This is a genomic window from Acinetobacter sp. MF4642, assembly GCF_002018925.1.
GTDB classification, from domain to species: domain Bacteria; phylum Pseudomonadota; class Gammaproteobacteria; order Pseudomonadales; family Moraxellaceae; genus Acinetobacter; species Acinetobacter johnsonii.
This window is the reverse complement of record NZ_MVON01000009.1, coordinates 57,473-79,657: the sequence shown is the minus strand read 5'-3', so window position 1 is coordinate 79,657 and position 22,185 is coordinate 57,473. Positions and strand designations below refer to the sequence as shown.

21 protein-coding genes are annotated in these 22,185 nt (G+C 43.3%); 11 read left to right on the top strand and 10 right to left on the bottom strand.

The window, feature by feature from the left end; translation table 11 throughout:
- Positions 1 to 117: 117 nt before the first annotated feature.
- The 3 genes from uvrC to pgsA all read left to right on the top strand — a co-directional run bounded on the left by uvrC (position 118) and on the right by pgsA (position 3,519).
- The gene (gene uvrC / locus MF4642_RS07120; RefSeq protein WP_078425759.1) at positions 118 to 1,917 is read left to right on the top strand and encodes an excinuclease ABC subunit UvrC; all 1,800 of its coding nucleotides are present in this window, start codon (positions 118 to 120) and stop codon (positions 1,915 to 1,917) included.
- A gap of 113 nt (positions 1,918 to 2,030) precedes the next feature.
- Positions 2,031 to 2,825 carry a thioesterase family protein gene (locus MF4642_RS07115; protein ID WP_078425758.1) on the top strand — a complete coding sequence of 265 codons (795 nt, stop codon included), beginning with the start codon at positions 2,031 to 2,033 and terminating at the stop codon, positions 2,823 to 2,825.
- A 106-nt stretch (positions 2,826 to 2,931) separates the two neighbouring features.
- A complete protein-coding gene (gene pgsA, locus MF4642_RS07110; RefSeq protein ID WP_004692729.1) occupies positions 2,932 to 3,519 on the top strand; it encodes a CDP-diacylglycerol--glycerol-3-phosphate 3-phosphatidyltransferase in 588 nt (195 codons plus the stop codon).
- Positions 3,520 to 3,626: 107 nt separating this feature from the next.
- Here the strand turns inward: pgsA and MF4642_RS07105 are convergent, their stop codons facing one another.
- On the bottom strand, positions 3,627 to 4,037 hold the full coding sequence (locus MF4642_RS07105; protein ID WP_078425757.1) for a hypothetical protein: 411 nt from the start codon (positions 4,035 to 4,037) through the stop codon (positions 3,627 to 3,629).
- A gap of 52 nt (positions 4,038 to 4,089) precedes the next feature.
- Positions 4,090 to 5,892: an ABC transporter ATP-binding protein gene (locus MF4642_RS07100; protein ID WP_078425756.1), complete on the bottom strand. Its 1,803-nt coding sequence runs from the start codon at positions 5,890 to 5,892 to the stop codon at positions 4,090 to 4,092.
- A gap of 128 nt (positions 5,893 to 6,020) precedes the next feature.
- Here MF4642_RS07100 and MF4642_RS07095 point away from each other — a divergent pair, with 128 nt between their 5' ends.
- A complete protein-coding gene (locus MF4642_RS07095) occupies positions 6,021 to 6,653 on the top strand; it encodes an alpha-ketoglutarate-dependent dioxygenase AlkB family protein (protein WP_078425755.1) in 633 nt (210 codons plus the stop codon).
- Positions 6,654 to 6,659: 6 nt separating this feature from the next.
- Here MF4642_RS07095 and MF4642_RS07090 read toward each other — a convergent pair whose 3' ends face one another.
- The gene (locus MF4642_RS07090) at positions 6,660 to 7,430 is read right to left on the bottom strand and encodes an IclR family transcriptional regulator (RefSeq protein ID WP_004692725.1); all 771 of its coding nucleotides are present in this window, start codon (positions 7,428 to 7,430) and stop codon (positions 6,660 to 6,662) included.
- Between the two features lie 448 nt (positions 7,431 to 7,878).
- Between MF4642_RS07090 and MF4642_RS07085 the strand changes: the two genes are divergently transcribed.
- From MF4642_RS07085 to MF4642_RS07075, 3 genes are read left to right on the top strand one after another with little or no spacing between them, the layout of a single operon-like run.
- Positions 7,879 to 9,960 carry an FUSC family protein gene (locus tag MF4642_RS07085; protein ID WP_078425754.1) on the top strand — a complete coding sequence of 694 codons (2,082 nt, stop codon included), beginning with the start codon at positions 7,879 to 7,881 and terminating at the stop codon, positions 9,958 to 9,960.
- A gap of 2 nt (positions 9,961 to 9,962) precedes the next feature.
- Positions 9,963 to 10,169, top strand: a complete 207-nt coding sequence (locus MF4642_RS07080; protein ID WP_004692723.1) for a DUF1656 domain-containing protein — start codon at positions 9,963 to 9,965, stop codon at positions 10,167 to 10,169.
- Positions 10,170 to 10,205: 36 nt separating this feature from the next.
- Complete coding sequence (locus tag MF4642_RS07075) at positions 10,206 to 11,213, top strand: HlyD family secretion protein (protein WP_078425753.1); 1,008 nt, start codon at positions 10,206 to 10,208, stop codon at positions 11,211 to 11,213.
- Between the two features lie 124 nt (positions 11,214 to 11,337).
- Here the strand turns inward: MF4642_RS07075 and ruvX are convergent, their stop codons facing one another.
- From ruvX to recN, 3 genes are all read right to left on the bottom strand, one after another.
- The gene (gene ruvX / locus MF4642_RS07070) at positions 11,338 to 11,781 is read right to left on the bottom strand and encodes a Holliday junction resolvase RuvX (protein ID WP_078425752.1); all 444 of its coding nucleotides are present in this window, start codon (positions 11,779 to 11,781) and stop codon (positions 11,338 to 11,340) included.
- Positions 11,774 to 12,328, bottom strand: coding sequence for a YqgE/AlgH family protein (locus MF4642_RS07065; protein ID WP_004692720.1), 555 nt, complete (start codon positions 12,326 to 12,328; stop codon positions 11,774 to 11,776). The genes ruvX and MF4642_RS07065 overlap by 8 nt, the downstream gene beginning before the upstream one ends.
- A gap of 112 nt (positions 12,329 to 12,440) precedes the next feature.
- Positions 12,441 to 14,102, bottom strand: coding sequence for a DNA repair protein RecN (recN, locus tag MF4642_RS07060; RefSeq protein WP_078425751.1), 1,662 nt, complete (start codon positions 14,100 to 14,102; stop codon positions 12,441 to 12,443).
- Positions 14,103 to 14,494: 392 nt separating this feature from the next.
- Between recN and MF4642_RS07055 the strand changes: the two genes are divergently transcribed.
- The 3 genes from MF4642_RS07055 to MF4642_RS07045 all read left to right on the top strand — a co-directional run bounded on the left by MF4642_RS07055 (position 14,495) and on the right by MF4642_RS07045 (position 16,660).
- Positions 14,495 to 14,818 carry a pyrimidine/purine nucleoside phosphorylase gene (locus tag MF4642_RS07055; protein ID WP_004692718.1) on the top strand — a complete coding sequence of 108 codons (324 nt, stop codon included), beginning with the start codon at positions 14,495 to 14,497 and terminating at the stop codon, positions 14,816 to 14,818.
- A gap of 142 nt (positions 14,819 to 14,960) precedes the next feature.
- Positions 14,961 to 15,710 carry a 23S rRNA (guanosine(2251)-2'-O)-methyltransferase RlmB gene (gene rlmB, locus MF4642_RS07050; RefSeq protein ID WP_078425750.1) on the top strand — a complete coding sequence of 250 codons (750 nt, stop codon included), beginning with the start codon at positions 14,961 to 14,963 and terminating at the stop codon, positions 15,708 to 15,710.
- 32 nt (positions 15,711 to 15,742) lie between these two features.
- Entirely contained in the window at positions 15,743 to 16,660 is a 918-nt protein-coding gene (locus MF4642_RS07045; RefSeq protein WP_162841303.1) for a DMT family transporter, read from the top strand.
- Positions 16,661 to 16,673: 13 nt separating this feature from the next.
- Here MF4642_RS07045 and coaE read toward each other — a convergent pair whose 3' ends face one another.
- Genes coaE through pilB form a run of 4 tightly spaced genes read right to left on the bottom strand, consistent with a single transcriptional unit; the run spans position 16,674 to position 21,109 of the window.
- Complete coding sequence (gene coaE, locus MF4642_RS07040; RefSeq protein ID WP_078425749.1) at positions 16,674 to 17,273, bottom strand: dephospho-CoA kinase; 600 nt, start codon at positions 17,271 to 17,273, stop codon at positions 16,674 to 16,676.
- Positions 17,274 to 17,279: 6 nt separating this feature from the next.
- On the bottom strand, positions 17,280 to 18,140 hold the full coding sequence (locus MF4642_RS07035) for a prepilin peptidase (RefSeq protein ID WP_078425748.1): 861 nt from the start codon (positions 18,138 to 18,140) through the stop codon (positions 17,280 to 17,282).
- Entirely contained in the window at positions 18,140 to 19,366 is a 1,227-nt protein-coding gene (locus MF4642_RS07030) for a type II secretion system F family protein (RefSeq protein ID WP_078425747.1), read from the bottom strand. The genes MF4642_RS07035 and MF4642_RS07030 overlap by 1 nt, the downstream gene beginning before the upstream one ends.
- Positions 19,367 to 19,396: 30 nt before the next feature.
- On the bottom strand, positions 19,397 to 21,109 hold the full coding sequence (pilB, locus tag MF4642_RS07025) for a type IV-A pilus assembly ATPase PilB (RefSeq protein WP_078425746.1): 1,713 nt from the start codon (positions 21,107 to 21,109) through the stop codon (positions 19,397 to 19,399).
- A gap of 279 nt (positions 21,110 to 21,388) precedes the next feature.
- Here pilB and tpiA point away from each other — a divergent pair, with 279 nt between their 5' ends.
- Positions 21,389 to 22,180 carry a triose-phosphate isomerase gene (gene tpiA / locus MF4642_RS07020; RefSeq protein WP_078425745.1) on the top strand — a complete coding sequence of 264 codons (792 nt, stop codon included), beginning with the start codon at positions 21,389 to 21,391 and terminating at the stop codon, positions 22,178 to 22,180.
- Positions 22,181 to 22,185 lie beyond the last annotated feature (5 nt).

The following is a 22,185-nucleotide window of genomic DNA, read 5'->3' as shown; positions in this document are numbered from 1 at the left end:
TTTGAAATGCACTTTCATGAGCTTGAAATGCGTCAGACCTGCCCAATCTAAAAGACAGATCAAAGGCTAAGCCTGCACAGAGCAGTTGACGGCGAGCCGAGAAAATTAGGGAACCCTGTGAACGAAAACGCACGAGAACATATCGAAAAAATTTTAGCCAATATGACCACACTGCCGGGCGTTTATCGCATGCTCGGCAAAGACGGTGAACTGCTGTATGTGGGCAAAGCGAAAAATTTAAAAAATCGTGTTTCCAGTTATTTTGTCAAAACTATTGAGCACCCGAAGACCCAAGCTTTGGTGGCGCGCATTTATGACATCGAAACCTTAGTCGTTCGTTCCGAAACTGAAGCGCTGCTGCTTGAACAAAACCTGATTAAGCTGCACCGTCCTCCGTATAACATTATGCTCAGGGACGATAAATCCTATGTGTATATCTTTGTCTCTGCCGACAAACCTTATCCACGGATTGCATCAGGTCGAGGCAAAGGCAAACACCAAGTTGGAAAGTTTTTTGGACCGTATCCGAGCGCTTATAATGCACGGGATACTTTGTTGGTTTTGCAAAAGCTGTTTAATGTTCGTCAGTGTGAAAATAGCTATTTTTCACAGCGTAAGCGTCCTTGTTTGCAGTATCAAATCAAACGTTGTTCAGCGCCGTGTGTAGGACTCATTAGCCCTGAAGAGTATAAAAATGATGTCGATAACTCGATTCGTTTTTTACAAGGGGACACCAAAGAGCTGAATCAAGAACTGATTGCGAAAATGGAGCAAGCGGCCGAAGCCCTAAAGTTTGAAAAAGCGGTGTTTTACCGTGACCGTATGGCGCTGCTGCGGGATGTCCAGTCTCAACAAGCTATTTATAAGCTCAAAGGTGAGGCCGATATTTTAGCGATTGCCTATCAGGCAGGAGTGACCTGTGTGCAGATTATGCATGTGCGCAACGGGAAAATGCTCGGAGGTAAAAGCTACTTCCCAGATATGCTCGGAGATGATTTGGGGCAAATGCTGGCCGACTTCATAGCGAACTTTTATTTCCAAGTGGCAGATGAAGTACCCAGTGAGTTGATTGTAAATGTTGAATTGCCCGATCGAAAAGAACTGGAACAAGCGTTACAACAACAGTTTGATAAGAAAGTACAAATTAAACATAGCGTGCGTGAGACACGTGCAGAGTGGTTAGAGCTGGCACAGATGAATGTGCAGCATGCGATCAAAGGGCAATTGGCCAATCACTTTGAACTGAATGAGCGTTTCCATCAACTTGAACAAGTGGTGGGGCGTCCGATTGATCGGATCGAATGTTTTGACATCTCACATACCATGGGCGAAGAAACCGTTGCTTCGTGTGTGGTGTTCGACAGTGGCGGCATTCGTAAGCGCGATTATCGTCAGTTTTCAATTCAAGACATTACCGCGGGTGATGACTATGCCGCAATGCGTCAAGCGCTGACCCGTCGTTACAAAAAAGCCATGCTGCCTGATTTATTGCTGATTGATGGTGGCAAAGGGCAGTTGCATATGGCGATGGAAGTCATGCAAGAGCTGGGTTTAGAGGCCTTTATGGTCGGGGTGTCAAAAGGTGAAGGGCGTAAACCGGGCCTTGAAACCCTACACTTTACCGATGGAACTAAAATTCAGTTGCCTGAAGATCATAAAGCGTTGCATTTGATACAACAGGTACGTGATGAGGCACATCGGTTTGCGATTACTAAACACAGGGCTAAACGTGATAAAAAACGGGGTTCATCGATTTTGGAAGTGATTCCGGGGTTGGGGCCGAAACGCCGCCGCGATTTATTGACGCACTTTGGTGGGATTCAAGGGGTGTTGAAAGCCTCCGAAAAAGACTTAACCCTAGTCCCCGGTTTGGGTGAAGTGATGGCCCGTACTATTTATAAAGTTTTGCATGAGTAGAACCGCATCTACTACGATGGCAAAAGTGCTTATTGACCCATGGGTCATTGATCATTCACATTGGTTGAATTGTGTTGTAAAGATATAGACGGAATTTAAAACAAGGATGCCACATGTCGCTTCAACACAGTTATCAGGCTTTAGCAGAACAAGAATGGATTGATATTCCTACAGGTTGGTTACAAGGACGCACGATTTATGGGGGACTGGTCGCAGGTTTAATGATGCAAAAAGCATTGTCGACTCTTGCCGATGACACGAAGCATTTACTCAGTTGTAGCGTGACTTTTGTTGGCCCAGTACAACAGGCCAAAGTTCGTTTAACCAGCGAGATTCTACGTCAAGGTAAGTCGGTTACCACCTTGGAAGTACGTTTATGGCAAGATGATGCGGTCCAAAGTATTTTGGTGGCAAGCTTCGGGACACAGCGTGAATCGAGTATCCATGTTCATCAAGAACCTGTAGCACCCGCGTTTCCATCGATTGATGGTCTTACAACAGCGCCGCATCACCCGCTTGCACCTGAGTGCTTTAAGCAGCTAGATATGGTTTGGGTGACAGGGCAGTATCCATGTACAGCCAGCCCAAAGCCTGACTTTTCTGGCTGGTATCGGTTTAATCCAGACTTACATGAAAATCGAGATATGACCGTAGCCGACCTCATGGTGTCGATGGATATTTGGCCACCAGGGGTGCTACCGATGTTTAAAAGTATGGCACCTGCCAGTTCGCTAACATGGCATTTGACCTATGTGCATCCGCTGAAAAATCAGTTACACGATTGGATGAAGTACCGCGTTGAAACGCAATATGCTGCGGATGGATATTCCACCGAAGCCGCCTATTTGTGGGATGATCAGAATCGTTTAATTGCAATTTCACGTCAAACAGTTACCGTGTTTGCCTAGTGACACCTTAGGTCAATTCGTATAAAGTGGGCGCTATTAACGATGGATTAAACCTCAAAAAAGTGTGCATTTTCATCGTACATGAGGGAAACAACTGGCGGTGTTTATGACTACAGGTCGCATCCTGAATATTCCTAATATCTTGACCTTGGCGCGTATTGCCTTAATTCCGGTCTTTTTGTTGGTGGCCTATTGGCCCCCTGTAATGGGTATCGCTGAACAAGCGGTAAGTATGTCTCGTCATATTTTGTTGACGTCTATTTTTGTCGTTGCAGCGGTGACAGATTGGTTCGATGGTTATTTGGCGCGGACTTTAAATCAGACCTCTGCATTTGGACGTTTCTTAGACCCTGTAGCGGATAAATTGATGGTGGCAGCGGCACTGATCGTGTTGGTGCAGTGGAAACCAGAAATTTCGATGGCATTTGCGGCGATTGTAATTATTTCCCGTGAAATTACGGTGTCAGCACTGCGTGAATGGATGGCGGAATTAGGTGCACGTACCAATGTAGCCGTGTCTACGGTCGGGAAATATAAAACCGCTTTTCAAATGATTGCGATTACCGTGTTCTTACTGAATTGGCAGCCGCTTGAAATGTTGGCTTATGCATTGTTGTATACCGCGGTAATTTTGACTTTATGGTCGATGTTTATTTATCTCAAAGCGGCTTGGCCGTACTTAAAACAGCCTTAAGCATTTTTTATATTTAAAACTCCAGCAAAATTGCTGGAGTTTTTGTTTGATGATTTAGCATATATCAATGTAAAAATTTTACTTATAGCAGCATTTTGATCAGTTATTTATGCATCCAGTTCGTAGATTCTTGCTTGAAGTTTCCCATCTTTTCCAAATTCGTTTAAATGACCATCCAGATCCATCCACATTTTAGTGATGGGCTTATTATCTAAATTTGCACCGACCCAAGTAAATACACCCTTTAAATCATAAATTCCATCATTATCTTGAAGGGAAAAGTCACACATGACTGCAAAACCTGCTCGAACTAAAATCACATCATTCTGATGGTCAGCTGGTTTTGCACCACTTAACCAATCAGGGTCACCAGTGATTTTAAATTGAAGCAGTTGAACACTTGGGGATTGCTTGATAAACATGTTAGTAACTGAACTTAAAATCTCTTCAAAGGGGTTGGGAGATAAAAATTCAAGCATATGTTTGCTCTCTAATAGTTGTTCGAAATCGGTTTTCATATTTAACTCTTTATTTAATAATCCTATTCTAGTTCTAAAAATTGTGCCAGAACTAACTATGCGTTTCTTCCTCAGTATCATCTTCAAAAGTTTTGGCAATTTTTTCAATATTGAGGCTCTTGGCCATGGCATCGAAAATTTCCTTATAAACCCCATCCTGACGGTACAGCGCTTCATGTTCTCCATGTTCAGCAATCCAGCCTTCCTTCATGACATAGGTATAATCGGCATCGATAATTTGCGACAGACTATGCGAAATAATAATCACCGTTCGCCCTTGTTTGATCTCATCGAGGCTCTGTTTAATTTGCTCGCTAGCAATCGCATCGAGGCTGGCAGTTGGTTCATCGAGAAAAATAATCGGTGGATTTTTGAGGAACATCCGTGCCAGTGCAATGCGTTGTTGTTGCCCGCCTGAAAGCATCAGTGCATCGGATTGGTAAGCTGAGGGGAGCTGCAAAATTTGTTCATGAATAGAGGCTTTTGCTGCGGCAGCATAGACCTCTTCATCACTGGCATTGATTTTTCCATAGCGAATATTGTCTAAAATACTGCCTTGGAAAATGTGATTTTTCTGTAAGACGAGGCCAATGTGCTCGCGTAAATAGGCGGTGTCGATGTCTTGTAAATCAATTCCATCAAGCTCAATTTTTCCTGTATCTGGCTGATAAAATTTATCTAATAGGCTAATTAAAGTGGATTTTCCTGCACCGGATAAACCGACCAAGGCCGTGATTTTGTTGGGTCGAATTTCCATGTTGACTTGCTTAAGCGCATGATGACCATTGGGGTAGAAAAAATCGACACTCTTTAGGCTGAATTTTCCCTGAATTTTGGGTTTGAGTGCACCACTTTGCTCGATTTCATCATCTGCTTCTAAAATTTTAAAAAAACTTTCCGCGTAAATCATCGCATCATTCACTTCATCATAAATACGGTGCAATGAACGAATTGGCGCAGAGACATTATTGAACAATAAAATATGAAACATGATCATCCCGATGCTCATTTGTCCATCGAGTACAAAGTACGCTGTGAGGATGATAATCAGCACAATCCCGATTTGTTCAATAAAAGTCTTTAAGCCATCAAATAAAAAGCTGAGTTGGCGCGTTTGCATCTGATTATCGGTCAGTGCTTTTTGCAGTTTCAGTTGTTTGGTCGACTCAATAGACTCTCGGTTAAAGGACTTAATCACGCTAATCGACTGGATAATACTGAGAATGCCTTGGCTCTTTTTTTCTCGACCATCACGCAGGTTGCGTCGCCATCCCCCCAGTTTCTTAGCTTGTTGCAAGGTCAGCCAAAAGTAAATTGGGATAATACTGGTCGCCACCAAACCGACGTAGAAGTTGGCATAGTACATCAGTCCCAGTGCCACAATGGCACTGCTAAAAAGTGGCAAAATATCGATAAAAAAGATTTGTACCAGACGGGTCAGTGAACCAATGCCACGGTCAATTCGCGTTTGTAGCTTACCCGCTTGGTTTTGATCGGCATTAAAAAAAGCCAAACGGTAGTTGAGGAATTTTTCGATAATACTTTGCGCCAAGTCTTGTGATACTAGAATGCGGAGCTTTTCCCCATAAAACTTTTGACCAAACTGAACTAAGGCACTGATGATTTCTTTACTGAGTAAAATCACAGAAATGGTGATCAAAATATGGAGGCCTTCGGTCAGTCCTTGGCCTTGTTCGACCAGACGGTTGATACTGTCGACGGCATATTGCAAAGTTAGAGCATTGACCTGCGCGGTGAAGGAGCCAATCAGCGTCAGGATCAAGGTCGCAATCACCAATATCCGATAGGGACGGACAAAGGGGCGAAGCTTTTGAAACAACTGCCAAAGGTTCATACATGCTTCTTTTTATTGTGAAAGTTCACATGAGTGTATGCATAAGGAGGCTAGGCGACAAGCTGTGACTTTGTTTTGATTTGTGTCGTTCTAAATTCAGTTAAACTGTTTGCAGAGGAGGAAAAGTCATGACCTTAGATCTGTTTAGTCCTGAACCGCAAGCAAACTTGCTCCCATTCGATGGGCAGGTGCAGGACTTGGGCTTGATTTTAACGGCAGAGCAAAGTGCGAAATATTTGGATTATTTTTTAGCACATTTGGCATGGCAACCTGACGAGGTCGTACTGTATGGCAAACGTTATGTCACGGAACGAAAAGTGGTGTGGTATGGCGATGCCAAGTATGAATATCACTATTCGGGCAGTGCCAAGCAAGCACTGTTATGGAATCCAGCTTTGTTTCGTTTAAAACAACATATTGAGCAATTGGTGGGACATCCATTTAACTCATGTCTAGCTAATTTATATGAAAATGGTAGCCAAGCCGTGGGCTGGCATAGTGATGATGAGCCTTCACTACGTTCGCCGCAGAAAGAAAATGTGGTGATTGCCTCACTCAGTTTTGGTGCAACCCGTAAGTTTTGCTTTAAGCACAAGTTTAAACCAGAGAAAGTCGAGCTGATGTTGCATAGCGGGCAATTGATCGTGATGCGTGGACAGACCCAGCGCTACTGGAAACATGCTTTGATGAAATCCAGTAAAATCACTGAGCCGCGTCTGAATTTAACCTTTCGCTATTTCTATCCAACGCTTCAACGCTAAGTATAATTAAGCTTCAATATTATGCAGCAGATGGCATTTCTGTTCGATCTGTAAGGCACTATGTCTTAATATTTCAACCATTTTTTTCAGATCCACAAATTCAAACCGATTTTTTGAAGCCAATAAGGTCAGTGCCAACGGTGTATCTTTGGGTGAAAATTTGACAGGTACAGACAGACTGGCAAGGTTGGGGTCAAACTCGCCATTGGAAAAATAATAGCCCTGTTTCTTAATGGCTTTCATTTTCTGTAAGAATTCATCTTGGCTCGCGGCAAAATTGACCTCGGCCAGCTGAGCCGAAAATTTTTGATAATATTCAATAATTTTAGCTTTGCTGAGCTGTGAAATCACCACTTTAGGCGATGAACCCAAATACACGGGACGTGGGCAACCGCGCCCATAAGAAAATAACTCAAGGTCTTTAAAGACTTCACCATATAGGTCAATACAGTGCTCTGCGTTAAGCTGGGTGAGAATACAGCAAAACTCCGTTCGCTCAACGATGTCTTGCATAAAAGGAATGCTGATTTGTAAGAGTGGGTCTGTGGTTCGAGAGATATAGTCCAAAACAGCAATCTGAGAGCCTAAAGTATAGTCACCACTGGTACCACTTAAGCGCTGTAAAAGTCCTGCGGATACCAATTCCTTTAAGTAACGGTAACTGGTGGGCTGTGATAGTCCCAGTTCGGCACTGATGATATCGACATTGATAATCGGGCGTGACACAGAAAAGAGGTCTAAGACAGTGAGAATTTTACCGAAACTTGAAAGTGCCATAAGAACCTACTTAGTCAAAATAAAAGCCATTTGAACGACAGTTACTATATAACAAAAACCCTAGACTCGACATGGCTTTCGTTCTGAGCGCATGGCTTTCGTGGACTTTTATCAGCACTTGTAACGCAATAAAAAGGGTGAAATATGATCTTTAAAATATGTAAATTATCATATTAAGATATTTTAATTGACAAAAATCCATATTTTTGGAAAAATTATCATTATAAATGTCTTTTAATGAATAATGCTTTTGTTATTTGTTGAGCTATTTTCTTTCCTTTCAACATGGCGCTGTCTTTGACCATGTCTGTAAAAGACTTCATTTATTTGAATCATTTTTTCATCCGTCTTCGCATGAGGTGAGGACGAAGTGATGCTGTTTGTCTGAGCAATGCTGTGTTGAAGAGTTGTTTAAATGTTGTCATTCAGCGCATTTAGAGATGAATTTATGTTCCTCACCAAACAGTTACTCGCATTCCGTCCAAATAAATTGGACTGGATTTTTGCGACGAAAACCTTTTTGGCAGGCATGCTTTCACTTTATGTCGCATTTTCATTAGATTTGGCTTATCCCATTTGGGCGATTGGAACGGTCTTCGTTATCGCAAACCCATATGCAGGAATGACCTCCTCAAAAAGTCTTTATCGGGTATTGGGAACGTTGCTGGGAGCGATTGTTTCGATTGCAGTCACGCCAAACCTGATCAACACTCCTGAATTGTTCACATTATTTTTAGCCACATGGGTCGGGTTTTGTCTATATTTTTCATTATTGGATCGGACGCCGCGTAGCTATATTTTTATGTTGGCGGGTTATACCACGGTCATTATTTGCTACAACATTGTCTATAACATTGAAACCACCTCCATGTTTGATATGGCGATTGGTCGCTGTATTGAAATCACTGTGGGAGTACTGTGTAGTGCAGTGGTGAATGCGGTACTGTTTCCCATGCATATTGGTCCCGTAGTCAAAACCCGTGTTTCACAGACTTTTCAAGACACCCGAGCGGTTTTTGATCAGATTTTGACAGATGATGTTAAGGCCATTAATTACAGCACTACGCTTAGTCATATCACGCGGGATATTGCCGATATTCATGTGATGGCCGTGCATTTGAGCTATGAAAAATCGACTTTGCAGGGCATGACCAAACCGCTCCAAGAAATGCTGCATCAACTCAGTATGTTGGTGACAAACTTGGTGGCCATGGCCGAGCGAATTCAGCAGTTAGATCACATTGACTCACGCTACCGTCCAGCTTTAGAAAAGGAGCATGCAGAGATTGTAAAATTTTTACAAAGTGATCAGGTCATTTTAGAGCAGGACTTAAATCAGCTACCTGAGCAGTTTGAGTCGAGTTTTCAAGCCGTGTTTGATAGTGCCTTGCCACAGCAGCAAGTCATGTTGGCCAGTTTAAAAATGGATGTGCGTCATTTCACCCAAAATATACGTGCTATTAAGTTGATTTGGCAGCGTATCCAACAGGGGGATGACAACTTACCCGCAATCGTGACCCCGATTAGTACAAACTATCCCAACTTACATCGAGATCATGGCGTAGCCGTGCGTGGCGGCATTTCAGCTTTTATTGTGGTGCTTGTGGCGACTGGCTTTTGGATTGTCAGTGGTTGGAAAGCGGGTTTTATGATGGCAGAGATGGCCGCTATTTGTGCCTGTATTCTGACCAGCATGGACAATCCTGTTCCTGCCTTAAAAATTTTTATCCGTGCCAGTCTATATGCGGCGATTATTGTCTTTATTTATGCTTATGGCATCTTTCCGCACATTAGTGCTTTTTGGATGTTGGCTGTGGTGTTGGCCCCTTTTTGTATGTACTGTCTGATGCTGTTTTTACATCCACCACTCACAGGTTTAGCGCTACCTTTGATAATGGGTGTGGTCATGGGCTTAAACCTGCAAAACCGTTATCACCTTGACCAAGTGATGTTTTTTGATGCATCGATTGGGACGGTGCTTGGCCCCATCATTTCTGTCTATGTGATTCACTTGGTACGTGCGATGTCGCCGGACATTACAGCCAAGCGAATCCTGTCTTTACATTATAAAGCGATACGACAAGCGCTTTACTTGCCTTATGGGGTGGAATTTAGAGTGCATTTGCGCAGTATGTTGGATCGGATAGGCGTACTGAATACCAAATTGGTACAGTCCGATCGTTTGAAGCAAAAAATCAATTTGGCCCTGATTGAATCCAGTGCGGTGATTGATTTAACTCGGGTGCAAGAACTGATTGAAAAAATGCCTATGCAGACCTCTATCACGCTGCATCTACAAGAACTACAAAGCCAAATGGATGATTACTTCCACGCTAAAGAATTAGACCATAGCGACCTACAAGTCAGACAACACATTTTGGACAAAATTCAGATCATTCAGGCCGAGCTTATACAGCTGCAAGACCTAAGCATTGCTCGGCGTTTGCAAGTTTCACTGAATAATATTCAAAGCAGTCTCTGTCATGCGACATGGGACGAAATGTCTCAAGTCCGTTTGCTGGGAGCATAACGATGGGTGAACTTAATATCTATGGTGTGTATGTGCCAGTTTTGGTCATTCAGGCGGTATTGGCCTACATCGTATTACGGTTACTCATGCGGGTGACCGATCCTTGGGTCGACAAAGGCTGGATTTTTTTACCCAGTATTTTTTATTTATGCCTCTACATTACTGTGCTTGGCGTAGTCCATTGGGGTTTTATCGTGAGCTTTGCCTAAGCGCACATCTGATTGAAATGAATGAGGTAAAATGAAATGGCATCCTTTGATTGGCGTAAACTGAGCCGCCCCATCACTTTAGTGCTGATTGCGGGTATCGCGATCGCGGTGCTCGTGCATCTTTGGCATTATTATAATACTGAACCGTGGACACGTGATGGGCGGGTTCGTGGCGATGTGATTCAAGTGTCTTCCGATGTATCAGGCTTAGTCACGGAAGTTTTAGTGCATGATAATCAAAGCGTCAAACAAGGGCAGGTGCTGTTTAAAATTGATGTGGCGCGTCAGGCGCTTGATGTGGAACAAGCCAAATCAGACTTGGCTAAAGCCAAAGCCAGTTTGGCTGCTGCCGAAGCGGAGTTGTTTCAAAGCAAAGCCAATTTGACCAAATCACAAGCCAATAGTCACTTGGCCGATAAAAATGCAGAACGCTATGCCAATTTGATGGATGGTGCTATATCAAAGCAAGAGCAGGATCAGATGTTTGCCGTACGAGATCAATCACATGCCGAACATGAACAAATGCAAGCGGCGATTCAGCAGGCCAAAGCCAATATTGCGCAGCAACAGGCGTTAATCGATGTAGCCACCAGTAATTTACATTTGGCTGAATTAAACTTAAACCGTTCCGAAGTGGTGGCACCCGCCGATGGCACACTGTCTAATTTTGAGATGAAAGCAGGGAATTATGTCAAAGTGGGGCAGGCGGTAGCGGCTTTATTAGATCGCTCACAGCTTTATGTGGTCGGTTATTTTGAAGAAACTAAGTTAAATAAAATTTATCTCGGTGCACCTGCGACTGTACAGTTGATGGGCGACTCAAACATCTTAAAAGGACATGTGCAGGGGATTGCTTCAGGCATTGAAGATCGTGAACGAACTACAAGTACAGGTTTGTTGGCCAATGTAAATCCAACCTTTAGTTGGGTACGTTTAGCGCAGCGCGTTCCTGTGAAAATTGCACTGGATGATATTCCGAAAAATGAATTGGCCTTTGTCGCGGGGCGAACCGTAACGGTACATATTACCGAGTCACAGCACTAAATTGACCTCTGTTCATTTCAAAAAAAAGCATCCAATGAGGATGCTTTTTTTTGAACGCTATTTGATGTGTTGAGATCCGACTCCAGTCATAAAAACCATGTCATCTGTTTTAAGAAAGGCTTACTTAAGGTGTTAGACCTTCAGGATTGCGATACCAACTTTCAATAAATAATGTTGCGGCAAGACTATCAGCAGAAACTTTTTTGCCTCGGCCTTGCGCATGGTAATGGCTCAGCTCATCACGGGCTGTACGAGTACTTAAGCGTTCATCCACCATCCATGTTTCAATATTGGTTTGATGGCGTAAACGACGTGCGAACTTACGTGCTCGAGCAGATAATTCTGACTCGCTATCATCCATATTGAGTGGTAAACCGACTAAAAATACATTGGGCTGATATTGTTTAATAATTTTATGCAGTTCATCCCAGTTGGGGATGCCATCTTTCATTGGAAATAAAGCCAAGGGCGTTGCACTTTCAATCAGCGCTTGACCGACAGCCATGCCCATTTTTTGTGTACCGAAGTCAAATGCCATAATCATTTGAGGTGTGTTTAAATCAGGCATGTCCAATCTCAGAAGACAACCATGTTCGGTCTAGCCCGAGCTTTTTATAGGCAGCGTCCCAACGGTCGTCATAAGGAATATTAAAAATCAAATCCATATCAGCATCGCAGACTAGCCAATCACCACGAGACAGCTCATCTTCCAGTTGGTTTTTGGTCCAACTGGTATAGCCCAAAGCAATTTGATAGCGACCTACGCCTTCGTTATGCGCAATCGCATCTAAAATATCTTTAGACGTGGTGATACAGATATTTTCGCCCACCGCAATGGAAGAGTGCCATGTCGGCTGACCCGTATGTAAGACAAAGCCAGCTTCTGGACGCAAAGGCCCACCTTGTAGAACATCGTGTGGTCGTACGTGATCAGCTTCAATTTCAAGATCATTGAGCAGTTCTTTGACTGAAAGTCCTGAAGGGCGGTTGATGATGATGCCTTGAGCACCTTCCTCATCGTGTCGGGCCAAATAAATCACGGTATGGGCAAAGACTTCATCTGCCATATCGGGTGGGGCAATGAGACAGCGATGCGTCAGATATTGTTTGCTCACCTAAAGGCTTCTCCTTGAAATTAAAATGCTTCTAGTCAAATGTTGTTATCTACCACGTTACTAGACTAATGCACTTTCTCCAAATCTTTTTTTGTGATCCAGTCTACATAAATTAGGCAGATTGAAACTTCAACTGACGTAACTGCTTGGCATGTTGTAGCGTGGTGTCATTAATTTCAACGCCGCCTGTCATGCGTGCGAGCTCATCGATACGCTCATCTTCTTCTAAGTTTAAAATGGTGCTACTGGCAGGGTCGGTCTGACGTTTTTTCACCAACAAGTGCTGGTCGGACTGTGCTGCAACTTGAGCTTGGTGGGTAATACACAAAATTTGCACATGCGAACCCAAGTCGGCCAAGAGACGACCGACAATTTCTGCCGTGCCACCGCTAATACCGACGTCAATTTCATCGAAGACTAAAACTTCTGCTTCAGTTTTTTCAGCATTCATCACTTGCATCACCAACGCGATACGTGACAACTCTCCCCCTGAGGCAACTTTGGCTAATGGTTGCGGTGGAATGCCTTTGTTGGCGGTGAACAGTAATTGGATAAAACTTAGGCCTTCACTAGAAACCTGCTCCATTGGTTCAAACTTAAACTCAAAGTGCGCTTCAGGTAGGGCCAATTGTTTGACCTGTTCGGTTAAATGTTTTGCCAATGGTGCGGCTGCATCGCGACGAATTTGGTCAAGGTGCTGGGCTTTATTTAACAGGTCCTGATGCGAGACTTCAACTTGCTCGGCAAGTGTTTCTGGATCTTCTAATAAATGGAGCTGTGCCAGTTCAGATTGCCATTGTTCATGCTCTTGTTTTAAGTGTTCTGGCTGCGTGCGGTACTTACGGGCAAAACGGTGGAACATCTCAAGTTGGGTGTTTAACTCTTCCATGCGTTCTGGGTCATAACTTTGACGGTCAATAAACTGACGTAGATTGGCCGTGGCATCGTCAAGCTCACTTTGTGCATTCAGCAAAGAAGTATGAATTTCAGCCAATTGTTCACTACGTCCTGCATGTGACTCTAAGCGGCGAATAATACTGGAAATTTCTTGATTAATATTTTGTTCAGCATCATCTAAGGCCGTAACGGCATAACTACAGTCCTGCATGATATTTTCATGATGAGACAGGCGGTCGAACTCTTGTTCAATCTCTTTATAGTCGATTTGCACCACATCTTCGAGTTCTTCTAATTGTAAATTCAAAGTATCCATACGTTGTTTACGCGTGGCTTGAGCATCCAATGCGGCTTGGTGCTGACGAATGTCTTTTTGCCATGTGCTATAGGCTTCACGCACAGCTTGCGCTTCTGGGTAGAAGTTATGATAGAGGTCTAACCAGCGTCTTGGATAAGGCGGTTCTAATAGCTGTTGTTGACTGTGTTGGCTATACAGTTGTACCAGCAAACGCCCGATTTCTTTCAATTCAGCTAAGCTGCTCGGACGACCATTAATCCATGCTTTACTGCGGCCAGTGGCAAAAATAACCCGTCTTAAATGAATTTCTCCTGACTCATCATCTAACTCATGTGCCTTTAACCATGAGGCTTCAGGACTGTGCTCTTGATAGCTGAAAATAGCCGTGACATCGGCTTTGTCTGAACCGAAACGGACATAGTTGGTGTCGGTACGTTCTCCCAGACAGGCGGACAGTGCATCTAGCAATAATGATTTGCCTGCACCTGTTTCCCCAGTCAGGACATTAAAACCTTGATCGATATCAAGTGCTAAGTGATCGGCTAAAGCAAAATTAATTAAAGTTAAATGTGTCAGCATAAACGCATCCGAGCTGCGAAAAGTTTTAGTTTAAGATAGTGAAGTTTTATTCAGCCGACAAGACGGCAACGCTATTCGTTTTGTGCAAAGTCGGCTTATTTTAACGTGAATCTGAAAGTCGACCTAGCAGATTTTTTTAAATCCGACTGTTATAGCAAACTCAGCACAAACATGTGGGTATGCGATGTATACAGAAAGAGTACGACTCAGCGAACGGATCGCATCGGCAAAAAACACGCCAAAATAGGCTAGAAAGTGAGGCAATTATACGATGGTCGGACTTTAACAAAATACTGATTGAGGGGAATAAAACATCGATTGATTAGTTAATCGCACATCTTTAAACTAGCGAATCAATACGAATATAAATGCGCATTATCTGGAGTGTACGCATGTCAACTCAGTTCGACCATGTCTCTGTCATTAAAAAATCCAATGTTTATTTTGGCGGTTTATGCATCAGTCATACTGTGCAATTTGAAGATGGCACTAAAAAAACGTTAGGGGTCATTCTTCCGACAGAGCAAGCTTTGACGTTTGAAACACATGTGGCAGAGCGTATGGAAATTATTTCAGGCGAATGCCGTGTACAAATTGCAGACAGCGAAGAGAGCGAATTGTTCCGCGCAGGTCAGTCTTTTTATGTGCCTGGCAATAGTCGGTTTAAAATTGAAACCGACGAAGTGTTGGACTACGTGTGCCATTTAGAAGGCTAAGCTTTCAACTGATACTCGCCAAGTAATTTCAAGCGAAATCGGTTAAACTATCCGTTGCACAGCAATCCTGTAAAGTCAGCTTTACAGGATTTTTATTTTGGCACATCGTGTCGATGGTCATTTATCTTTTTAGAGGTCCTACATGGCTAAACCTGAATATTTCTATGGCGTTCATTCGGTGGAGTCATTGTTGGAACTTGAACCTGAACGCGTACTGACGCTTTTTACCTTAAAAGGGCGTGATGACCAGCGTTTAAAGCGCGTACTTGAGTTGGCTGAACCGTTTGGTATTAGCGTACAACAAACGGGTCGTGATCGATTAGAAAAAATGGCTGGCTTACCGTTTCATCAAGGGGTCGTGGCTGCGGTCCGTCCTAATCCGGTTTTCAATGAAAAAGATCTAGAAGCTTTACTTAAACAATCGCCAAATTGTTTATTACTGGGTTTAGATCAAGTCACCGATCCGCATAACCTCGGCGCATGTATCCGTACCGCGGCTGCAATGGGCGTTGAGGCCGTGATTGTGCCTCGTGATCGTTCTGCAAGTTTGACCCCGACCGCGCGCAAAGTTGCGGCAGGTGGTGCGGAAAAAGTCAAATTTATCCAAGTGACCAATTTGGCTCGGACTTTAGCGCAAATTAAAGATGAGTTTAATGTGCGTGTGGTCGGTACCATGTTGGATGAAAAAGCCTTGCCGCTACAAGAGTTCGATTTTACTGGAACGGCTGTATGTGTGGTGATGGGCGCTGAAGACACTGGTCTGCGTCCAATTACCCAGTCTCAATGCGATCAAACGGTTTATATTCCGATGGCGGGCAATCTACAAAGTTTGAATGTCAGTGTAGCAACGGGTATGGCTTTGTATGAAGCATGCCGTCAACGTAATGCCTAAGTTTTTTTAATTCCTGATTCAATGTAAGCCCAATGATGACCCCTCAAAAACAAGGCTATGTCTTTATTGCCATCACCATGTGTATTTGGGGGGGATTTACCTTAACGGCGCGGCTCAGTGCCAATTGGGGCATTGGTGCGTGGGATATTACCGCCTTACGTTTTCTGTTGGCGTTTTGCATCTTAATGCCAATATTGATCTATAAAAAAGATACCGCCTTTTTGTGGAAGAAAGAGCCTTTTATTTTGGCGATGATTGGTGGGGTGTGTTACTGCATCACCGCTTATAGCGCTTTTCATTATGTGCCTGCGGCACATGCTGCAATCTTTCTCAATGGTTGCATTCCACTTTGTACAGCTGTTGCAGCTTATCTGCTATTTCGACAACCGTTTGACCGGCATACTTGGCTCAGCCTCAGTATTATGTTGCTGGCACTGGCGGCCATGAGTGGGTTGATGTATCAAGAAACAGGTATCGCTTTTAGTCTCGGCGATGGTTTATTTTTCCTTAGTGCGGTGCTTTGGGGAACATTTACTGTCTTGCTTCGGCAATGGAAATTATCCGCATGGCATTCGATGGCAGGTGTTGCGATCTGGTCTGCGATGGTATTTGTGCCGATTTATGTTTTGTTTTTGCCTAAAACCTTAGCACATGTGCAACCTGTGCAATTGATTGCTCAGGTCATATTTCATGGCATATTTGTGGTGATTGTAGCAACCCTTACTTATGTAGAAGCCATTAAACGTTTGGGGGCATTTAAAACGGGCAGTATTGTGACGTTGGCGCCTTTTATTGCTGCGATTATTGCGGTTCCTTTGCTCAATGAACCTTTGAGTGTTGCCATTTTATGTGGTCTTGTCGGAATGGGTGTCGGGGCCTTACAACCGTGGCGTTGGCTACGGCAGGACAGTTTGAAAGCCCAACTTGAACAACAAAAAAAGCAGTCATAGTCGACTGCTTTTTTTAGACTTCTGAATGGGCTAAATACTTTAAATGCAAAGGCCTGAGCTGTGCGTATAAGTGTTCCAAGTGTCCATCATTTACCACAATATCATCAGCTAACGATTGTTTTTGTTCACGGGACATTTGCGCTTTAATGATGGTTTGAATTTGTTCAATGGTTTGATGGTCACGTTGAGAAGCACGCAAAATTTGTAGATCTATAGAAGCATCAATCAACAGGGTGTGTTGGGTTAGTTCATGTTGATTGGTCTCAAACAGTAGCGGTGAAACCAAAATCACATAAGGGCTAGTCGCATCTTGCAGTTGTTGTCTGATGGACTGGCGAATAGCAGGGTGGGTGATATTTTCCAATTGCGTGCGGGCAGCTGGGTCTTGGAAAATGTGTTCGCGTAAAGCGCGGCGATTCAGTTCGCCGTTGTCTAGGAGCACCCAATCTCCAAACTGGGCTTGAATTTGCTGAAGTGCAGGCTGACCTACAGCAACAATTTCTCGAGCAACGACATCGGCATCGATCACTTGTATGCCTTGTTGTTCAAACCAGTGGCTTGCGGCAGATTTTCCACTACCAATCCCACCCGTCAGACCTAAAATAAATGACATATTATTTTAATTGCCTAAGTAAATTTTCATAATTTGTTCGCCCCACAAAAAGGCAATCCATCCTGCGATGGCAATATACGGGCCAAAAGCAAAAGGCTGATTTTCTTTGCGCACTTTGAGCAGAATGATGCCGATAATGGCACCTACGAAAGAGGAAAGTAGCACAATCAGCGGCAGCAGCAAAGGGCCCATCCATGCGCCTAAAGCAGCAAGTAACTTAAAGTCGCCATAACCCATACCTTCCTTGCCTGTGATGAGCTTAAACAGATAGTAGACAATCCATAAGCATAAGAAACCAATGATGTAACCCCAAATGGCCGCAGTCGGTGTGGTGTAAATCGCATAACTATTGACCCCTAAACCCAGACCTGCAAGGGTGAGGGTATAGCGATCAGGTAAAAGTTGAGTGTCAAAATCAATAAAAGTTAAGGCGATTAAAATGTAAGTGAGTACGAGACCGAACAGCATTTGGACTGTTGGGCCAAAGACTGCAAGCACGACTAATGCACAAATGGCGGTCAGGAGCTCAATCGCAGGGTAGCGAATGCTGATCGGGTTATGACAAGTGCCACACTTTCCTCGTAGCAGTAACCAACTCATCACAGGGATATTTTGATACCAATGTATGGCACTTTGGCATTTGGGGCAGGTCGATGCAGGCTTACTCAACGTGAGCTTCGTTTCATCAATAATCGGCTGCTCAGGATGAAGTAGAAATTGGCAGTCTGTGCGCCATTCTTGTTCCATCATTTTTGGCGTGCGATAGATCACCACATTCAGAAAACTACCGATGCACAAACTAAAAACTCCAACGGCGAAATAAAGCGCCATTGGAGTATTGATAAGATAGGAAATTATTTCTTGCATTAAACCACAGAACCCATTTGGAAGATTGGTAGATACATGGCAATCACTAGGCCACCCACAAGTACACCCAAGACCGCCATGATCAGAGGTTCCATCATTGCCGTTAAGCCATCCACAGCATTATCGACTTCATTTTCATAGTGGGTTGCAACTTTATCCAGCATGGCATCGAGCGCACCAGATTCTTCACCAATCGCTACCATTTGTACTGCCATTGATGGAAATTTATTAGTGGCACGCATCGCGAATTGAAGTTGTTGTCCTGTTGCGACATCTTCACGGATTTTCATCACGGCTTCTTCATAGACTACGTTATTGGTTGCACCCGCTGTAGACTCGAGGGCATCAATTAAAGGTACACCTGCAGCAAAGGTTGTCGATAGGGTACGGCTATAGCGTGCGATAATCGCTTTGTAGACTAAATCACCAAAAATCGGGGCTTTCAGTGCAGCTTTATCCAACATGTCACGAAACTTTTTACTGCGTTTTTTGGTTTCGAGTAAAGCTGTAATCACAACACCAACGACAATAATTAAAATGAACCAGTATTTCTGCATCCATTCGGACATATTTACCACCATTTGGGTGAATGCGGGTAAGTCTGCACCAAAGGAACTAAATAGTTCTTGGAAAACGGGGACGACTTTGACCATCAAAATAATAGTCACGATCACCGCAACCACAACGACGGTTGCTGGGTACTTCATGGCCTTTTTAATTTTTTGTTTTAGTAATTCACTTTTTTCTTTATAGACCGCCACACGATCCAGCATGGTCTCAAGTGCACCTGATTGTTCGCCTGATTCAACCAATGAACAGAATAAATTGTCGAAATATTGCGGATATTTTTTGAGTGCTCCAGCAAAGGTGTTACCACCTTCGACTTCACCTTTAATGCCCAGTACAACTTCACGCATAGACGGGTTTTCTAAGCCTTCAGCCACAATTTCGAAACCTTGTACCAGCGGTACACCCGCTTTCATCATGGTTGCGAGCTGTCGGGTGAAAATTGTGATGTCCAGTGTGGTCACTTTTTTCTTCATTATCCCTTCAAGAATATTCTTTTTCTTTTCTCGAATACTCTTGATGGTAATCCCTTGTTTACGCAAAGTAACTTTGGCGAGGGCAAGATTACGTGCAGGCAATTCCCCTTTAATTTTTGCCCCTTTACGATCAATCCCTTCATAATTGAAGGTTGGCATCATCTGTGCTTTTTTGACAGCCATGCATTTATCCTTATTCTTTCAATATTTCAACTATTCGCTGGTTACACGATTCACTTCTTGTAAGGAAGTGACCCCCTGCATAACCTTGAGTAAACCTGAACGACGTAAATTGTTAAATCCTAATTTTGCAGATGCTTCCGCAATCTGCAAGGCATTGCCATCTTCCATAATAATTTTTGAAATTTCTGGCGTGACTTTCATGACTTCATAAATACCAACACGTCCTTTATAGCCTTCACGGCACTCAGCACATCCCCCTGGTTGATAAATTTTGAAGTTTGGGTCTTTGATATCTGTTGAAGTAAAACCCATTTCGAGCAAACTTTGTTCGGGAATGTCGGCAGCGACTTTGCATTGGCTACATAAACGGCGTGCTAAACGCTGTGCAATCACTAAATTGACCGAGGTCGCAATGTTAAAAGATGGAACCCCCATATTACGTAAGCGTGTCAGAGTTTCAGGTGCACTATTGGTGTGGAGTGTCGACATGACCATGTGACCTGTCTGCGCGGCTTTAATTGCGATTTCAGCTGTTTCAAGGTCGCGAATCTCACCCACCATCACAATATCAGGATCTTGACGTAAGAAGGACTTCAGCGCAGCAGAGAAGGTGAGGCCGACTTTATTGTTCACATTGACCTGATTAATACCTTCTAAGTTAATCTCAACAGGGTCTTCCGCAGTTGAAATATTGGTGTCTTCTTTATTTAAAATATTCAAACCTGTATACAGCGATACCGTTTTACCTGAACCTGTCGGGCCAGTAATTAACAACATGCCTTGCGGTTTGTCTAAAGCCTGCATAAATAGGTCTTTTTGATCTGGTTCATAACCTAAAGCATCAATCCCCAGCATAGCACTGGATGGATCGAGAATACGTAGAACCAGCTTTTCGCCAAATAAGGTTGGAAGTGAGTTGACACGGAAGTCGATGGCTTTGTTTTTCGACAGCTTTAATTTAATTCGGCCATCTTGCGGGACGCGCTTTTCAGAGATGTCCATTTGTGACATAACTTTTAAACGTGAGGCAAGACGAGTCGCCAGTTGTAGTGGTGGACTGGCAATATGACGCAGAACCCCATCTACTCGATAACGGACACGGTAAGATTTTTCATAAGGTTCAAAGTGCAAGTCTGATGCGCCCATACGAATCGCATCAATCAGTAATTTATTGATGTATTTGACGATCGGTGCTTCATCACCTTGCGGGGAGTCATCCTTCTCATCATTCGGCTTTTCAAAATCTTGTTCTAGATCTAAATCAATATCTTCATCAGAAAATTCAAAACTATCAGCTTGTGCAAAATTTTGCTCGATCAGTTTTTCAAGCTGGGGATGTTCAACAATAACCGCTTCAATGTTCATTTTAGAATTGAAACGAATCGCGTCCATTGCATCCATGTTGGTTGGATTGCTGGTGGCGATATAGAGGATATTGCCACGACGGTAAATCGGCAACACACGATGCTTGGTGATGAGTTTGTCTTCGACCAGATCTCGTAGAATTTGTACCGAATCATAGACACTTAAGTCAAAAACAGGCTCTCCAAACTCCAAAGAAATCGTCTCAGCGATCATTTGTGGGGAGAGTTTATAATTTTCAATCAGATAAGGAACGATGTCTTGCTGAGCTTTTTTTGCAGAGAGCATTGCCTGCTGCATATTTTCAGCAGGCATGCGTCCGTCTTCGACTAAGCGTCGAATGAAGCCTGTGAACTTAGGCAAACCATTTGATACTGACATTCCCCAGATCCTTAACTTCTCAATTGTTTATAATTGGTATCGTAAAATTATACTTTTGTTGCACAAAAATACCATATCTGAAAGTGTTGTCACTACCTTAATATCGCTTAAAAGCATGAACTGGTCGTGATAGCAGGCGATTTTTTTACAAAAAGATGTCTTTATTTTCATTCGTATTATTTTGATTGCCGAAGAAATTCTAGAAGAAAACTATCTTTGAAAAATAAATACCGTGTAGAATGAGGCCGTTTTAATGAACTGTTTTGAATAGGGTGCTGTATGTCGGGTTCGACGATTAAGCCATGGGTTGTCGGCAATTGGAAGATGAACCCAATGCAGGCAGATGCCAAGCAATTGCTTCAAGAATTTAAACAGCTCTTGCAAGAGAATGAAATAGCAGAAGAAAAATGTAATATTGGGCTTGCGCCTGTGACGCTGGCTTTGACGTCAACGCAGGCTGAATTGGCGAATGCTATACGTTCAGTTTTTACCGTTGCGCAAGACGTATCGCGTTTTGGCAACATGGGTGCATATACCGGTGAAGTGAGCGCAGAGCTGCTTAAAGATAGTCAAATCGAATATGTTTTAATTGGTCACTCAGAACGTCGTGAATATTTTGCTGAAAGTGCAGCAATTTTAAATGCGAAAGCCCAAAATGCCTTAAATGCGGGTTTAAAAGTCATTTACTGTGTCGGTGAAAGCTTAGAACAGCGTGAATCGGGTCAGGCAGAAGTAGTGGTTTTACAACAAATTTGCGATTTAGCCAGTGTGGTAACGGCAGAGCAGTGGCCTCATATTGTGATTGCCTACGAGCCGATTTGGGCCATTGGTACAGGAAAAACTGCTTCACCAGAAGACGCGCAAACCATGCATGCTAAAATCCGTGAAGGCCTCACGCAAATTACCAGTTATGGCGCGAACATGGCCATTTTATATGGTGGTAGTGTAAAAGCTGAAAATGCAGTAGAGTTAGCGGCCTGTCCAGATATCAATGGTGCACTCGTCGGTGGGGCATCTTTAAATGCAACGTCGTTTTATAAAATTGTCGAAGCATTTGCAAATACAAAATAATTAGG

Bases quoted from the DNA above. Each gene is read 5' to 3' on its own strand.
- pilB (WP_078425746.1), bottom strand. From the start codon at position 21,109: ATGTCAGTATCAAATGGTTTGCCTAAGTTCACAGGCTTCATTCGACGC.
- MF4642_RS07035 (WP_078425748.1), bottom strand. From the start codon at position 18,140: ATGCAAGAAATAATTTCCTATCTTATCAATACTCCAATGGCGCTTTAT.
- MF4642_RS07080 (WP_004692723.1), top strand. From the start codon at position 9,963: ATGGGTGAACTTAATATCTATGGTGTGTATGTGCCAGTTTTGGTCATT.
- MF4642_RS07045 (WP_162841303.1), top strand. From the start codon at position 15,743: ATGATGACCCCTCAAAAACAAGGCTATGTCTTTATTGCCATCACCATG.
- MF4642_RS07090 (WP_004692725.1), bottom strand. From the start codon at position 7,430: ATGGCACTTTCAAGTTTCGGTAAAATTCTCACTGTCTTAGACCTCTTT.
- MF4642_RS07100 (WP_078425756.1), bottom strand. From the start codon at position 5,892: ATGAACCTTTGGCAGTTGTTTCAAAAGCTTCGCCCCTTTGTCCGTCCC.
- MF4642_RS07030 (WP_078425747.1), bottom strand. From the start codon at position 19,366: ATGGCTGTCAAAAAAGCACAGATGATGCCAACCTTCAATTATGAAGGG.
- MF4642_RS07105 (WP_078425757.1), bottom strand. From the start codon at position 4,037: ATGAAAACCGATTTCGAACAACTATTAGAGAGCAAACATATGCTTGAA.
- pgsA (WP_004692729.1), top strand. From the start codon at position 2,932: ATGACTACAGGTCGCATCCTGAATATTCCTAATATCTTGACCTTGGCG.
- recN (WP_078425751.1), bottom strand. From the start codon at position 14,102: ATGCTGACACATTTAACTTTAATTAATTTTGCTTTAGCCGATCACTTA.
- MF4642_RS07085 (WP_078425754.1), top strand. From the start codon at position 7,879: ATGTTCCTCACCAAACAGTTACTCGCATTCCGTCCAAATAAATTGGAC.
- rlmB (WP_078425750.1), top strand. From the start codon at position 14,961: ATGGCTAAACCTGAATATTTCTATGGCGTTCATTCGGTGGAGTCATTG.
- MF4642_RS07115 (WP_078425758.1), top strand. From the start codon at position 2,031: ATGTCGCTTCAACACAGTTATCAGGCTTTAGCAGAACAAGAATGGATT.
- tpiA (WP_078425745.1), top strand. From the start codon at position 21,389: ATGTCGGGTTCGACGATTAAGCCATGGGTTGTCGGCAATTGGAAGATG.
- MF4642_RS07055 (WP_004692718.1), top strand. From the start codon at position 14,495: ATGTCAACTCAGTTCGACCATGTCTCTGTCATTAAAAAATCCAATGTT.
- ruvX (WP_078425752.1), bottom strand. From the start codon at position 11,781: ATGCCTGATTTAAACACACCTCAAATGATTATGGCATTTGACTTCGGT.
- MF4642_RS07095 (WP_078425755.1), top strand. From the start codon at position 6,021: ATGACCTTAGATCTGTTTAGTCCTGAACCGCAAGCAAACTTGCTCCCA.
- coaE (WP_078425749.1), bottom strand. From the start codon at position 17,273: ATGTCATTTATTTTAGGTCTGACGGGTGGGATTGGTAGTGGAAAATCT.
- MF4642_RS07075 (WP_078425753.1), top strand. From the start codon at position 10,206: ATGGCATCCTTTGATTGGCGTAAACTGAGCCGCCCCATCACTTTAGTG.